Genomic DNA, 16,365 nt, shown 5'->3' on the forward strand with positions numbered 1-16,365 from the left:
TCGTGTACAATACGCAAACAAAAAAAACGCTCCTGCAAGAATAGGGGCGTTTTTTTCTATATGCTAAAGACCTAATTCACTCGCCGGATCAAAGAAACCTGACCATAGCCCAGTCGCCATACCTAAGTGCAAATGAACACCAGTCGAATTGCCTGTTGTCCCCATGCCACCAATATACTGGCGCGCTGACACGCTTTGACCGACAGAAACTGCAGGCAATTGATTGAAATGCATGTAATAACTGTAAATGCCATTGTCATGTTTGATGACGACGTAGTTTCCAGTTGAGGGACCATAACCAGCTTCAACGACCGTACCTGCTTGTATCGCATAAATCGGTGTGCCGCTGGCACCAGTAAAATCGATCCCGTTATGCTGATTGCCCGATGAGCCCGTTGGATCAGAGCGATAACCAAAACGACTGGAAATGTGGACAGCATCCACAGGCATCGACCAGCCACTCGCAGCCGTTGGTGTTTCAGTTTCAGTTTCAGTTGAATCGTTTTCAACTGATTCCTTCACTGGTACTGTCGAGACAACTGCTTTTTCTGTTTTTGCTGCCGTGGTCGTTGATTGCTTTTGTGACTGTCTGGCTTGACTTATTTCAGCTTCAGCCTGCAAGGCAGCCTGTTTTTCTGCTTCAGCTTTGGCTGCGGCTTCAGCTTCTTTAGCTAGCGCTTCTTCTGCCGCCTTTTGTTTCAAAGCAGCTTCCCGTTTACGTTCAGCTTCAGCTTTTTCTTTTTCTAAATCAGCTTTCTTTCCCTCTTCTTCATTCAATGAAATGGCTAATGTTGCCAACTCAACTTCTTGATTCATATGGATATCTGCCAATTCGGTTTGTTTCTTTTCAACAGTTTGCGTATTGTTGTCGATTTCTGTTAATTTTGCAGTTAATTCTTCTTCCAATGCTTGACTGGTTTCAATATCTTTTTGTTGTTGTTCCACTATACTATTGCTGGCATTCATGATCGTGACAGAGGCAATGGCTCGTTGAATCACTTCGCCAAAAGATTCTGCCGTCAATAGTGAATCCATCATATTGCTAGATGGTTCTGACACTTGGATATCCCGCGCTTGATTGGCCAACGTTTCGGTACGCTTAGCAATTTTTTCCTCTAATGTTTGGATCTCTAGCACGATTTGATTGACTTGCTGCTCAGTTGTTGACTTTTCGTCAAATAATGCAGCGATTTCAGCTTCTATTTGTTGGATTTCTTTTTCTGTTGCTTGCTTGTAGGCTTCGACAGAGGCAGATTTTCCTTTGATATCATTGATACGATCTGTTTGCTGTTGGATTTTTTGATCCACTGTTTCTTCTGCTTGCCCAACCAATGGCAAAGCAAACAAGATCAAGGAACCCGCAAATGCTAATGTCTTTTTCATATGTTCTCCTTTTTCCTTTTACTCACTCTCCACAGGATAAAGGAAATTAGCTGATTTGTGGGCAGAATCTAAAGAAAAACATCTGATTGCAAACAGATGTTATCTTGTTGTAAACAAATTGTTATACAGTTATTGGAATGTAAGTTGCATTTATGGGAAATTTGGCATTATTTTACAGTATCTAGCATATGATTCAATGGTTAGATATTTTGTCCATTCGTGTCAATCACATGTTTATACCATGTGAAAGATTGCTTGCGATACCTTTTCAGTGTTCCGTGACCTTCATCATCGCGGTCGACATAAATAAACCCATACCTCTTTTTCATTTCAGCAGTGGAAGCACTGACCAGATCGATACATCCCCACATGGTATAACCTAGTACATTAACGCCATCTTCGATTGCCGCAGCAATTGCCTCTAAATGCGTCTGTAAATAGGCAATACGATACGTATCTAGAACTGTTTTCTTCCCATCCACTTCAATCAATTCGTCGATTGCCCCCAAGCCATTTTCCACAACAAAAATAGGCAGTTCATATAAGTGAGCAAATCGATTTAGTAGGATACGCAACCCGATAGGATCAATTTCCCATCCCCATTGTGTTTCTTCGAGATACGGGTTCTTTAAAACATTGGTCATATTCCCTTTTCCTTGTTGATACTTTTCAGGTGTAGCAGAGACACACCTAGACATATAATAGCTAAATGAAACAAAGTCAACCGTATGCGTCAATATATCTAGATCACCTTCTTCAATGTCAATAGATATATCATATTTTTGCCATTCCTTTTTGATCCATTCAGGATAATACCCGCGTGCCTGTACATCCATAAAGTAATTTAAGTTTTTATCTGCTTCGAGAACTGCCAAGGTATCTTTAGGATTTGAAGTCATTGGATAATTATAAATACCCAACACCATATTGCCCACTTGCATGCTGGGATCAATCTCATGTGCTATTTTTACGGCTAAAGCACTTGCGACTAATTCATGATGGGCGATTTGAAATAAATCTTGTTTAGTCAACTTTTCTTTATCTGTCATGACCCCTGCACCCATCAAAGGAAAATTCCATAAGGCATTCACTTCATTAAATGTCAGCCAATACTTTACTTTGCCTCGATAACGAGTGAAGACGGTCCGACAGTATCTTTCAAAGAAATCGACCAAAGAGCGACTCCGCCAACCATCATATACTTTTGAGAGAAAATAGGGTGTTTCATAATGCGATAGCGTAATCAAGGGTTCGATACCATATGATAAGCAGCAATCGATCACTTTATCGTAAAATTGCAGCCCTGCTTCATTCGGGCTTTCTTCATTTCCATTCGGGAAGATGCGCGACCAAGCAATAGAGAAACGCAGTACTTTAAATCCCATTTCCGCGAATAATTGTATATCCTCTGCATATCTATGATAAAAATCTATCCCATCTAGTTTTAAGTTTTGCGGTATGATCGTAGAATCAAGAGGTTTCGTCACCCCATTTGAAAGAAAATCCTGGATCGAAAGACCTTTACCATCTTGATCAAAAGCACCTTCAGATTGATTGGCGGCGATAGCACCACCCCATAAAAATGATTCTGGAAATCTCGTCATAATTAGCTCCTTTGTTTATTGAAAAATCGAAAGCAACAAATCGCCCTGTTGAATATCCTTATTCTCTTCATGCACGATAACATCTGTAAAATCAGCAGTATTGGTCACGACGATTGGCGTGATCGTTGAATAACCTTTATCTTGAATAAATGTTTGGTCAAACTGTACCAATACATCCCCTTGCTTAAAGGCATCACCTGCTTGGACGAATGCTGTATATCCTTTACCTTCTAATTCCACCGTATCGATGCCGATATGAATAAGCAACTCTACACCTTGCGCATTTTTTATTCCAATTGCGTGGCTTGTTGGAAAAATGGTGACAACTTCTCCATCAAAAGGTGCAATCACTTGACCCGCATTGGGATTGATTGCAATGGTTCGGCCCATGATTTCGTTCGCAAAAACACTATCTGGAATATCACTTACAGCTACGCGCTGTCCGGCTAACGGACTGATCACTTCTAAAGGTGTGCGCAAAGGTTGGACCGCTTGCGTATCTGAAAAAGGGACCGTTGGTTCATTTGCCTCAACCGTACTTTTCTTTTCTTTCCCCTCTGCATTTACAAAGAACATTGTTAGAACAAAAGACATGACAAAGGCAATCACAATACAAATAACTGCATTAATAATATTTGATATATCATCAGTCAGGTAAACAGGGAGCGCTAATATTCCTGCAGTAGCTGAAGCATACGTACGCATATTTGTTAACCCTGCCCACAGACCTGCTATACCACCGGAGGCAACGACAACCCATAACGGTGTTCTTAGTTTCATCGTCACACCGTACAATGCAGGTTCTGTGATACCAAAAAGTGCAGTCGTGCTAGCTGAAAAAGCCGTTTGTTTCATTGTCTTATCTTTTGTTTTCATTGCAACGGCCAATGAAGCACCTGATTGCGCGATATTAGAAGCCAACATCCCTGGTCCAAGTAATGTCCCGTACCCTAGCGTAGCATATTGCGCTAATTGAACAGGCATAAAGCTGTAATGCATTCCTGTCATGACAAAAAACGGCGTAAAGGCCCCCATCAATACCGGCAATACCCAACGTGCCTGATTATTGAAAAATTCAAAAACAACGAGCAAGCCATCTCCAACCAATGCACCCAATGGTCCAATGATGATCCAAGCAAGTGGTGCTGTTACAAGAAAAACGAGTAAAGGTACGAGGAAAATCTTCACTGGATCGGGTGAGATTTTCTTTGCCAAACGTTCGATATGCGCCATAGCCCAGACAATCAAAATTGGCGGCACAACTGCTGAACCGTATGACACGGCACGGACAGAAATACCTGCAAAAGAAATTGGCTCACCAGACGCTACCATTGCAGCAAATGTTGGATGAATCAACATTGCACCTAAAACTGCTGCATAAAATGGATTTGCTTTGAAATATTGCGCGCTCGTTACGGCCAACATCACAGGCAAGAAGTAAAATGCTGAATCGGCCAACAATGCCAACAACTGGTATGTTTGTGTTTCTACATTTAATACATTTAAAAAAACAAGTAATGCTAAGACAGCTTTCAGCATCCCTGCACCGCAAATCGCCGGTATGATTGGTTGGAAAATAGATGTGATCGCACCTAAAACGCGATTAATGATTTTTTCCTCTTTCAGATCCGCTGATGGCTGATCTGAAGGTGTAAACTTGCCCATCTTGTTGATTTCATCTGTGACATGCGCAACATCTGTTCCAATGATGACTTGATATTGACCGCCTTTAAATGCCGTACCTTGTACACCAGGTGTTGCTTTTAAATGATCTTCTTGAACTTTTTTGTTGTCTTTCAATACAAATCTCAGTCGTGTCATACAGTTTGTGACTGACTCAATGTTATCCAGCCCTCCGATATTTCCGACGATATTTTCTGCTAATTCTTGATATTTTGTCATGATGATCCTCCTTAATATAAAAAAACAGACCAAACAAAAATTGCGGCCATTTGCCGTCAATTTTATTTGGTCTTGCCCATGCGGTAACAAAACATTTATGCTAATTCTCTAGTCGTGACGCGATTGATGTGAATGACAAAGTACAGTAATTCCGAATCCGTAATTGTCACTTTATATTGTCCTGCTATATGTTTCTTGATCTTCAAACCTGTTTGATAGGCTTTTGGATATAATAGTTTTACGTGCTGCAGTAAATCTGACTCATCTTTGACCTCTTTGCTTTTCGAAAAAATTCGACTCACAAAGTACCGTATATGGGTTAAAAAACGATCATAGTTCATAGAAGTGTCATCTAGCTTCATCCCGAAATCATATTCAACGATTTGAACGATTTCCCCAATCACTTTGGTCGTAAAGATCGTTTCATTTTTGTAACGGGAACCCGAGCTAGCGTTTACAAAATGTAAAGCTATAAACCCAGCTTCATCTTCCATGAATCTGATTTTTTCTGCGCGTTCGATAAACTGAAGGGATCGTTTCGCCGCCGCAAATTCGCGAGGATAATACTTTTTTATTTCCCACATAAGGTCGTTCGTGATTGATTCGCCTTTATGATTTCTCTCGATTGCATAATTGATATGATCACCTAAAAAAAGATAAATGCTTGAATCGAATGTACGAGAGAGATCTTTTTCAGCTTCTTCAATTATTTTTGCAGTGAGTATGACATGTCTTTCAGCCATACCTGCCATTAGACTGCCAAATTTGTTTTGTGTAAATTCACCATCAAGTATATATTTTTTATCGATTTTGCTTACATCGATCACACCACTAGCCTTTACCCCAAAGCCAACACCATTGCCAATCACTACACATTCCGTGCCATTGTCATCGACTAATATAGCATTATTGTTGTAGATCGTGATTGGTTTCATTGATACACCCTCCTTTCATAAAGACAAAAAAACCGACAGAAATATACAATTCAAGCATAAATAAGCCAGTGTATATTTCGTCGGTGTCGCCTTTTCAGTAGCAATCCTAAATCCGATTATAGCTTTGCACATTTTAATTGTCAACAAGATATCAAAAAAAATGAAGCGTTTTATATTTACAGCTTGCGATTGACTAGATAAATATGGTGAAGAGATATAAGACCGGTTGAGAACAATCATCTGAATGAACGTTGGAACATCGTCTCACTGATTGCTTCGATTATTTTCCTGCCCAATCTCTTCTGCTTGATGTTTACGAAAAGCGATATTATCTATTTTCCCAGTACTTGCCGTGTCATTTTTATTCAATCCGCCGAAGCCTGAATCCACCATTTTACCCCAGCCTTTCAAAGGTTCCTTGCCTTGCGCGCGTAAAGCAGCATTTTTATGGCGCAATCGCTCTTTCTTGGCTGTGCTTCGGTCGTCAATCATCTTTTTTAGTTTTCGCCACATCGTGCGCCTTCTTTCTGCCATATCGTAGACCGTGTTGCATCAAGTCCGCCTAATTTTTTCGAATCCGTTTGGCTTCTTCGATGAAAAATTGTTTGTTGTCGATTTCTTTACTCAAAAAATTTTGTGCTTGATTGTCCCGATTCATATTGTTCAAGCCGCCAGATCCAGTATCGACCATCGTTCCCCAACCTTTATGAGGATTGATCCCTTGTTGCGTCAAATCCCAATTCTTTTTACGCATCTGGTCAAGTTTGGCTTTTTTTCGTTTGGCAAAATAACCGGTAAACTTGTTGTCCATATCCAACACCTCAGTCTTTTTTTACCATTATACTATATTACCCAAACAAATAAAACGTTCTCATCTTATCGATCATTGTCCATTCGTCGTTGCAGCCAATTGGCACATAGCGTTGTCCACTCCGCCACAGCAGGTTCGATGTCGTCTTGATGCAAGGCTGTCACTTCGTTTGCGAGGGCTAAACCATGGATTCCTTTCTCAAAAATATGGACTTCGATGGGCACATTGTGTTTATGCGCAGCACTTGCTAAATCGAGGGTTTGCTGCACATTTACAACTTCGTCTGCCGCTGTATGCCAGAGAAATAATGGTGGTGTTACTTCAGATAAATATCGAATTGGGTCAGCAGCGGCAATCGCTTCTTCACTTGGCACTTCACTACCAAAATAACGCCGGTTTAATGTCGTCAGGGATTTTTCTTCAAATCTTGATTGGTTATCGATCAATGTCTGGGTATAATAAACCAACGGATACCCGCAAATAGCAAAATCGACTTTAAAATCATCAGCAGCACCTGCAATCAACTGAGATTCTGCCAATGCACGATTCTTCGTTGCCAATTGCAATGCAATGTGTCCACCCGCAGAGAAGCCACATATGCCAATGCATTGCGCATCAAGGGACCACGCTTGGACGTGCTGGCGTATAAAACGAATTGCTTCAGCGGCTTCTAGCAGTGCATGTTGAACGATATTTTGGATATCTGGATCTGTTCGATAGCGCAAAACCGCACTATTCAAACCAAAACTATTGAACCATAATGCAATCGACTCTGCTTCACGATCACTCGTGAAGCGATAACCACCCCCTGGTATCACCATGACCAGTCCGCGTTTTTTTAATGGATAATGGTGATTCAGCTCTGCTAATAAGAATAAATCTAGGCGTCCTCCTGTAGACAAATCAATATGTTTTTGCATCCAATATATCCTCCTCTATATAACGACCTTTTCTTTCGCTGTATTCCTTTTTATCGTATCATGTCTATCTTTTTGCTACGAGGGAACATGAAAAAAAAGCAATTCGCTCTTGACGGCTTTTTGCATTTTCAATGATTTTCTATAACCTTCTATTTACTTGGATCGTTTGCGAACCATCTATTGTATGGTTATCCTTTCTGGCTTCCTCCAACCATTTTAGTTTATACACATAAACAAAAGGACCTGAAATACGGGCTCTATAATTTATGGGACTGATGAATCAGAAAATTGATTCTTCAGCCCCATTTTCATTTTAGGTATTAAAAAACATATCGTTCTCTAGTATGATTAAATCACGACAAAATAAAAAACTGAGAGGACGATATGCTATATGAATGATTCTATCAAAAAATTGTTGAGGATTACAGATAAAAATTTAGAAATTACAGATGTCTCTTACGAGACAGTGAACAAAAAACAGCGCTTAGTGATCAACGCAACGCTATCTCCTTGCCCGCAAGCTTGTAAATCATGTGGATCCACAGCGAAAGACGGTGATGGTAAAACGATAATTGTAAGAAATGGGAAGAAAAAAACTACCATACGTTTTGATCAATATAATCATATGCCGATGGTTATGCAATTAAAAAAGCAGCGCTACAAATGTAAAAATTGTGAAACCTATTGGACTGCACAATCTTACTTTGTTCTTCCAAAACATTCTATTGCCAATCATTTAAGATACAAAATCATTTCTTTACTAACAGATAAAGTTTCGTTGAGTTTTATTGCTGAGCTTTGCACAGTATCTCTAACTACAGTGATTCGAATACTAAAAGAACTCAAAAGCTAGCTTCCAGGAAACACTAAAAAGGTTCTTCCCAAAGTATTGATGGTGGATGAGTTTCGATCACATGCTTCACTTGAAGACAAAATGAGCTTTATTTGTGCAGATGGAGAGAGTGGAGAGTTGATTGATATTTTGCCAACACATAAGCTATCGCGCCTAACCAACTACTTTCAGAGCTGTTCTAATAATGATCAAGTAAAATATTTAGTCACTGATATGGACGCTGCTTATTTTCAATTAACCAAAACGGTATTTCCAAATGCCAATCTCATTATTGATCGATTTCATATCGTTAAACATATGAATCAAGCATTTCAAGACCTACGTGTGAGAACAATGAAATCCTTACAAATAAAAGGTTTCAAAAAGGAAGCACAGAAACTTAAAGTAAATTGGCGTTTTCTAACAAAAAATAGACAGATTATAAATCATTCGGAATATAAGTCTTGGCGTAGTTTCCTTACACCTAAGTATCCTCTTCTTACAGAAGCTATGATGATTGATAGACTACTTACATTCTTCCCCTTCACTTAGGGAAGCTTATGAGGCATTCCATGACTTGGCCGATGCATTTAGAGATAAGGACCATATTTTATTTTTTGACTTGCTCAAACATCTTCCAGAAAGTTTAAATGAGGAATTTAGAAAGAAATTACAGAACTTGCTTAAGTATGAAGAAGGCATAAGGAATGCAATGATTTATCCTTATTCAAACGGTAGAATTGAGGCAAAAAACACACATATCAAAACACTAAAAAGAGTATCCTACGGATTCAAATCATTTGAGAACATGAAAATACGCATTTATATGATTAATCATTTAATTGAAGTGAAATAACATAAAAAACCAAAACAGATTTGATATCATCTGTTTTGGTTTCACTTAAATCTTTTACATCAGTCCTGATTGACAAAGAGCCTCTTTTGTTTAATTGATATTTTCTTAACTCATTTATCTTTGAAAAAAAGTTTAATCCCTATTGCAGACAATATTAAAGATAATCCAGTAAAGCGTATAGCATTCACTATTCCTGTAGAATCAACAGTATCAGATTCAGGAAAAATTATTTTTGGTAAAATAATTAAAAGCAAAAGTGAAAAAAGAACTAAAACAATACCAATCTTTTTCATAATACCACCATAAATTAGAAGATTTACTTCTGCCAAAACCGTTCACAAATGAATCATGCGAATTGAAAGTTTTGTACTTTGTTCCAGAAGCATTCTCAACCATTACCTTTCCATCTTTTCTTGTATACGCATTCTGAGAATAACCTTGTGTATTAATCCGAATAAAACCATTTTGTTTTACAGTCTTAATTTTCTTACCACTACCATTATCATAGACATCATAAGTATACTCGTTCACATATACCCATATAATAGCAATGAAGTATGCGTGACTGGCTTTTGTTTGAGTCCAACTATCTTCTCATTAGAAGGTCCACTACGTGTTATAGATGTACTATAACTAAAAGAAGTACTTAATTTTACACCTTTAATCTCAGCATTTATTCCAAATGAAAAAGAAACAGATTTAGGCTTAGAAGTTTTAGCATCCAATTTTTATACATATTGGGTTGCAACAACTTGATCCGTAGTTAATTTTCTTGTTTTTACTAATTTCCAAGTCTGTCCGGTTGCGCTTCTCAACATTGGGTTTGAACTATTATTCGAAGCAATTTGTTCATTAATACCTCACCTTACATTTTATTAAATTTATATTAACTGTATAATAAAAACACCTATAAAGCAAGCGGTTTCTTGATGGGTTTTAAACGGTTACCTTTCATCTAAAAGATCAAAGTTAGGGGGTATTTCTGTTCTTGCTCGTTAGTTATAGCTATGAACTGTCAATTTCACGTTGTTCCCTTATAGCTTTGGATTCTAAAAAATGAATTCAAACTATCTCTCTTTAATTATAATCTATTATTTTCTATAAAACATAAACGTGTTGTATGTTTAAAGCGTATCTTAAATAGAGAAAATTATAAGATTAAAAAATAAGATTTTTAACTGTATGATTAGGGTGTGTTTTAAATAGTTCGAGAGAGTAGGTAAAACTTTTGAAAATTGCATATATCCGAGTTTCATCAATCGATCAAAATGAACAATGTCAAGGTGAAGAAATGAGAAAGTTCGGCGCTGAAAATTTTTCATCGAAAAACAATCAGAAGCGACGATTACTCATCGACCAATTTTTCAAGAGGCTTTAGATTTTGTCAGAGACCAAAGATATTTTTATTGTAGAAGCCATCGATCGACTTGGAAGCAATTATGACGAGATTATCGATTCAGTTAATTATCTAAAGATGAAAAATGTGCGACTCATTATCACTAGTTTACCGATCATGGCTGAAGCAATCGGAAATTCTCTCTTGGATAAATTCATCAAAGACTTAATCATTCAGATCTTTGCCATGATTGCCGAACAAGAACGTACTGAATCGAAACGACGCCAGGCACAAAAGATCCACAACGTTGTCTTGCTTATAAAATCATCGTTAAGGATCTTGAGAATAGTCATCTGCATAAAGTTAAACATTTAATCTTATTTCTAAGGTCATTTCACTAATAATTTTTCATATTAATTTACTTTTGAATTTATAAGTAAATGTTCGGATATTTGAAAGTTTTTTAAAGTTCGTTTTAAAACTTGGTGCATCGACTAATCGAAGCCCGTCATTAAAGTCCTTCTTGTACCTAAAAATTCCATAAGCGGCCATATCAACTAAATGAATCTGATTCCATGATTTAAAAGTAGAATCATGATATAGGATATTCTTCGTTTCAAGAGCGATAAACTCATTACACCAACCTTTTTCTTCAATAATATATTTCATAGCAGGTGTATTATTATTAATCATAATATTTTGGAAATCAATCAGATATTCTTCTTGTACATTAACATGCTCAATAATTGTCATACCTGTTTTATGTAGTACTTTTTTTAGAAAACTACCTGGTGTTAGTTCCATCAATTCTGTACGAATTACATATTCTCTTAAATCAGAAGTCATACTTGTGATTGATTTTAAAGCATCAATCTTACTGTTATCTGACAATTCGCAAATAAAAAAATAAGCCCATTTCTTTGATTCTTCCCCCTCAAACTTAATTTGTGATTTATAAATTCTTGAAAATTCACTCTCGAATGAAGAAAATAACTGCTTAAACTGTTTAATCATCTTTTTATCCATATTCTTTAAAGTTATACTTAAATATTCCATTTTCGATCTCCTAACAAAATTTAGAATGAGACAGAAATTGTCATCATACCACTAGTAGTAGTACTTTCACTGATACATTTATATTTCTAATAGCTTACTTATCAGCTGCGTAACTCAATACCAAATAGGATATAGAAGTTAAAGCTATTACAAACCAAACATTTTTCTTAACTGTCAGTATCTTTAACAATAATTATATTTCCTAAAATATCACTTTATCTATTGATTTAGAATATACTACAATTAAAGATAACAATCAATTTTTTATAGGTATACCTAATTTTATCGTGTCTAAACTTAGATATTAAAATATTTAAAAGTATTTTAGTTAGCATATTATAGTTTGCGACTCCGTTTTATATAAATAAATATATTACTGAACCCAATTTAATGAGCTGCTGAGGAAACCATGAAGTTACCACTGAAAAAAGGATCAAAAAATTTTAAGTTTCTGCCCCCAATGAAAAGATATAAATGATGAATTTCTGCGATTATAAACATATCGTTCTCTAGTATGATTAAATCACCGCAAAATAAACAGTGGATCCACAGTGAAAGACTGTTATGGTAAAACAATAATTGTAAGAAATGGGAAGAAAAAAACTACTGTACGTTTTGATGAATATATCCATATGCCGATGGTTATACAATTAAAAAAAGCAGCACTACAAATGTAAAAATTGTGAAACCTATTGGACTACACAATCTTACTTTGTTCTTCCAAAGCATTCTATTGTACATCTTTTAATTGAAGCGAAATAACATAAAAACCAAAACAGATTTGTTCTCATCTGTTTTGGTTTCACTTAAATCTATTCCATCAGTCCTGATTGACAAAGAGCCCTTTTTTCCTAATTAAACAAACCGCTTGGTCAACAAGACCAAGCGGTTTAGGCTTATACTAGAGCGGTGATCAAATCATCTGAACATACGACTTCTTTTTTGTCAGATTCGATAATATCTAAATAATCACCTGTATTTGTTACGAGAACAGGCGTTTCGATCGTGTAACCGGCTTGAACAAGTGCATCTTTATCGAATGAGAGCAATTTCTGTCCCCGTACAACCTTTTCGCCTTGTTTGACATGGGCTTCAAAATATTCACCATTCAACTGCACGGTATCTAGACCGACATGAATCAATAATTCCAATCCATTTTCCGAAATCAAGCCAATAGCATGCTTTGAGGGAAACAACGTCATCACTGTTCCATCAAATGGTGCGACAACTTCGCCTTTGGTAGGATGGATCAAGATCCCTTTACCTAATATTCCTTGCGCAAAAGCTTCATCTTGCGCACTGCTCAACGGTGCGATGGTGCCTTCAATTGGTGAAGTGATCACTTCTTTGCGAACTGTCATTGCAGGTTGTCCTTCGACAGCTTCTTCAACAGTATCGTCTTTCCAAAAGGCCATCGTCAAGCCAAAGCCAATGGCAGCCGCCAATAAAATAGCCATGACAGAAATCCACATGCCCCCTGCATCACCTTCTGGCGTAATATAGTTGAATATACCAAAGACACCCAACCCTCCTGATGTATAAGCTGTTGCGCCATTGATCATCAAGAATGCACCTGAAATTCCGCCGCCGATCATGGAGAAAACAAATGGTGTTTTTTTCGGCAAGGTGATGCCGTAGATGGCAGGTTCTGTCACACCGAAGATGCCGGAAATGATTGCTGGCGGACACAATGATTTCATTTTTTTGTCCTTCAATTTAAAGTACATAGCCAATACAACAGCGGTTTGGGCAAAACTAGCCCCAAAAGTTCCGGCCAATATTTGACTAAATCCAAACTGGGTGATTTGCATAATATGCAATGGAACGACTGACCAATGCAAACCAAAGATAACCAATACCTGCCAGAAGAAACCGAGGAGCAATCCATAAACGACTGGTGAAAAGTCCATCAATCCTTGGAATCCTGCACTTAACAAATCTGTCAGCATACTAATAACCGGGCCAATCACCAAAAAACCGACCGGCAACGAAATCAACAAAACCATAAATGGCACGACAAACGTTTGAATAACCGGTGGAATGATTTTTTTAGCCAAACGTTGAATTTGCGCAGCAAAGGCAACAATAAAGATAATTGGTACTACACTACTTGTATACGTTGCGCCTACCCAAGGGATACCCAAGAAAGTTTCATATGCAGGCAAACCGAGTAAACTATATGGTGCGGCTGCACCTTCCGCAGCCGTTGCAGTAAATGCTGCTTGCAAAGCACTACCTTGAATCGTTGGATAACATAATGCTGAACCTATGACAATGCCCACCATTGGATTTAAGCGGAATTTCTTCGCAGAGGTATACCCCAAAATGACCGGCATAAACATGAAGATCGAATCACCGATCGCGTTCAACATGACATAAGTTCCTGAAGTTGTTGTGTAATCAAGGACACCCATTGTGCCGATAAAGATCAATAACGCATTGAGCCCTTTGATCATCCCCGCCGCACACAAGGCACCTAAAAAGGGTTGGAAACAACCACTTAGAATATCGATCAATCGGTTGAATAAGTTCCCGCCGGAAGCTGTTTCCTCACTATCCCCACTAATACCTGCTACATCGATCACTTCTGCATAGACGTCTGGTACATGATTGCCGATCACGACTTGATACTGGCCGCCACTTTTCATAACCGTTACCACGCCGTCCATATTTTTCAAGACTTCATCTTGTGCTATACTTTCGTCCTTCAATTTGAAACGCAACCGTGTGATACAATGGGTCAAACTATTGATATTGTCTTTCCCGCCGACATTTTTTACGATTTTTTCTGCTAACTCTTGATATTTTCCCATTTTGATTTCCTCCAATTGATTTGATTGAAGGTTTAGCCAACTGAATGTCACTATCCAAGGGGTTTACACAATATTCAATTTGCGCTCACTGGATGAACGCACTTCTCCTTTCTACTTTATTTCAGCGATTCTTTTGCACCAAACGGGCAATATGAATCGTTAAATACATTTGTTCATCGCTAGACATTTGATATACATACTTTTTTAGCAAAAAGGTATTGATTTTTTGTACGCACTGAAACGCATTATGGTATTTTTGTCTGACCATCGCCAATAATTCTTCATCTGTTTCATCTCGATGTTGTGTCTGATTTAACATTCTGGATACAAAAAAACGTAAATGTGTCGTAAAACGATAAAAGTAAACGGAATCTTCATCAAATGTCGTTTTGAAAAAATATTTGACGATGTTGATGATTTCTTGCATCGTTTGCGTTAGTGCGGCAACATTTCCTTGATCCTCATTCTCCGTCTGGGCGTTGACCAGATGCAATGCAACAAAGCCAGCTTCATCATCAGGCAAGTCTACACCATACATGTCGCCAATTTTTTCGATCGTTTTTTGTCCTACACGATATTCGTCAGGAAAGAACCGCTTGATATCCCATAACAGAACATTTTTGACCGTGACCCCTTTCTTCGCTCTTTCGATCGCACTGTGCATATGATCCGTCAAGGAAATGTAGATGGTGTCATTGATGGGTGAGGTCAGTTCTCCTCGTGCATACTCGATGATTTGATTTGACAACTCCAGGTATTCAACAGGTAGGTCGGCTACCAACTCTTGGAATTGATTCAAAACGATGGGGTTATCTAAGCGGTATACTTTGTCCACTGTCTCTTCGGGAATCCGGTCACCCACTTTCTTCTTGAAAGCAATGCCACGCCCCATCACAATTATTTCATTTTCGTCAGCATCACTAGTGATCACAACATTATTGTTTAACACTTTATTGATGATCATGGCGTTCCTCCACTCTATCACTTCGCTCAAACTTGAATATACACATAAAAAAAACCCATGAAAGCAACACAAACAATGCCGCTTCATCAGGTTTAGCTTGCTTCTTTCAGCAATCACTATCCATTAGAACCATCTCTCAACTTCATGATAGCAAATAAAGAAAACGCTGTCAATCGTGATTCTGATGTTTTATTCTTTGATATTTTTCAAAAAAAAAGAGCGTGATATCAGGTAGTTACGTACCTTTTGCTATTGTTTTGTTTAACATTATTTAGATTATTTCAAAGGTTTCAATTGGAACTATTTACTCTAATTTCTTTTTTGTCAGTTCCACTAATATCATAGTTTACACTAATTTTTGTAGTTACGCCGCCATTTTTATTTTCACCAGAACTATCAGTTGTAGTAATGGTTCCATCTGGTATTTCAATAAATACTTAATAGGTTTAGTTAGATTGGTTTCATCACTAAAACTACTCAGCTGGAATTATTTCAATAAATATTTTGTTGGAGATACATCCCTGACATTTAACTGTATTTTCTCTCCAGTTTGATCATTAATCAACTAAGCAACTGCTTCAGGAGGTCTATTTCACTGAAACCTTGGTAAACTTACGATGTAAAGAGGAGTTTCGCTAACAGCTTCCTATAGCACCGTTTAATACGGAGGACAGTTTTTTTAATTAATAGTTAAAAAATAATCGTCCATCGATTAAAGTTGACGGTTATTTCTTTGAATTCTTTTTTCGTTTCTTTTTGCTTTTATGCATAGAAGAACGAGTGTTTATAATCGTATATGCTAGTTTCACGCATGTTTCGATTAAACCAATGAAGGCTAATAAAACAGGCGCTATTGCTAACAAAATGCCAATTATATCCACATTTTATAAAAGGCTACTCCTTTCTTCAGATATAGATAGTACATTCATAATGCACCACCTCACTTTCAAAAA

At 37.6% G+C, this 16,365-nt stretch carries 11 protein-coding genes and 2 pseudogenes; 2 read left to right on the forward strand and 11 right to left on the reverse strand.

Translation table 11 applies throughout. From position 1 onward, the window contains the following. Nucleotides 1-63 precede the first annotated feature (63 nt). The 7 genes from AEQ18_RS01745 to AEQ18_RS01775 form a co-directional block, all read right to left on the reverse strand. Nucleotides 64-1,383, reverse strand: a complete 1,320-nt coding sequence (locus AEQ18_RS01745) for a peptidoglycan DD-metalloendopeptidase family protein (RefSeq protein WP_054114653.1) — start codon at nt 1,381-1,383, stop codon at nt 64-66. A 200-nt stretch (nt 1,384-1,583) separates the two neighbouring features. Further along, entirely contained in the window at nt 1,584-2,987 is a 1,404-nt protein-coding gene (locus AEQ18_RS01750; protein WP_054114654.1) for a glycoside hydrolase family 1 protein, read from the reverse strand. 15 nt (nt 2,988-3,002) lie between these two features. After that, entirely contained in the window at nt 3,003-4,889 is a 1,887-nt protein-coding gene (locus AEQ18_RS01755) for a beta-glucoside-specific PTS transporter subunit IIABC (RefSeq protein WP_054114655.1), read from the reverse strand. A gap of 95 nt (nt 4,890-4,984) precedes the next feature. Next, complete coding sequence (locus tag AEQ18_RS01760; RefSeq protein WP_054114656.1) at nt 4,985-5,824, reverse strand: PRD domain-containing protein; 840 nt, start codon at nt 5,822-5,824, stop codon at nt 4,985-4,987. 264 nt (nt 5,825-6,088) lie between these two features. Continuing rightward, nucleotides 6,089-6,358 (reverse strand): hypothetical protein, encoded by a 270-nt coding sequence (locus AEQ18_RS01765; RefSeq protein WP_442855683.1) that lies wholly within the window; start codon nt 6,356-6,358, stop codon nt 6,089-6,091. Between the two features lie 28 nt (nt 6,359-6,386). After that, nucleotides 6,387-6,635, reverse strand: coding sequence for a hypothetical protein (locus AEQ18_RS01770; RefSeq protein WP_082348572.1), 249 nt, complete (start codon nt 6,633-6,635; stop codon nt 6,387-6,389). Between the two features lie 65 nt (nt 6,636-6,700). Next, nucleotides 6,701-7,555 carry an alpha/beta hydrolase gene (locus AEQ18_RS01775; RefSeq protein ID WP_054114657.1) on the reverse strand — a complete coding sequence of 285 codons (855 nt, stop codon included), beginning with the start codon at nt 7,553-7,555 and terminating at the stop codon, nt 6,701-6,703. A gap of 391 nt (nt 7,556-7,946) precedes the next feature. Here AEQ18_RS01775 and AEQ18_RS15990 point away from each other — a divergent pair. Beyond that, nucleotides 7,947-9,243: pseudogene (locus tag AEQ18_RS15990) on the forward strand (ISL3 family transposase). 110 nt (nt 9,244-9,353) lie between these two features. Here AEQ18_RS15990 and AEQ18_RS01785 read toward each other — a convergent pair. Beyond that, nucleotides 9,354-9,536, reverse strand: coding sequence for a hypothetical protein (locus AEQ18_RS01785; protein ID WP_054114658.1), 183 nt, complete (start codon nt 9,534-9,536; stop codon nt 9,354-9,356). 935 nt (nt 9,537-10,471) lie between these two features. On the opposite strand from AEQ18_RS01785, the pseudogene AEQ18_RS01790 reads away from it, so the two are divergent. Then, nucleotides 10,472-10,980, forward strand: a pseudogene (locus tag AEQ18_RS01790) (recombinase family protein). Between the two features lie 7 nt (nt 10,981-10,987). On the opposite strand, the gene AEQ18_RS01795 reads toward AEQ18_RS01790, so the two are convergent. The 3 genes from AEQ18_RS01795 to licT form a co-directional block, all read right to left on the reverse strand. Then, the gene (locus AEQ18_RS01795; protein ID WP_054114659.1) at nt 10,988-11,635 is read right to left on the reverse strand and encodes a hypothetical protein; all 648 of its coding nucleotides are present in this window, start codon (nt 11,633-11,635) and stop codon (nt 10,988-10,990) included. A gap of 896 nt (nt 11,636-12,531) precedes the next feature. Beyond that, complete coding sequence (locus AEQ18_RS01800) at nt 12,532-14,448, reverse strand: beta-glucoside-specific PTS transporter subunit IIABC (protein WP_054114660.1); 1,917 nt, start codon at nt 14,446-14,448, stop codon at nt 12,532-12,534. Between the two features lie 121 nt (nt 14,449-14,569). Next, the gene (gene licT / locus AEQ18_RS01805) at nt 14,570-15,412 is read right to left on the reverse strand and encodes a BglG family transcription antiterminator LicT (RefSeq protein WP_054114661.1); all 843 of its coding nucleotides are present in this window, start codon (nt 15,410-15,412) and stop codon (nt 14,570-14,572) included. Between the last annotated feature and the right edge of the window lie 953 nt (nt 15,413-16,365).

Source organism: Enterococcus sp. RIT-PI-f, from assembly GCF_001297065.1.
In the GTDB taxonomy this organism is placed as follows: domain Bacteria; phylum Bacillota; class Bacilli; order Lactobacillales; family Enterococcaceae; genus Enterococcus_D.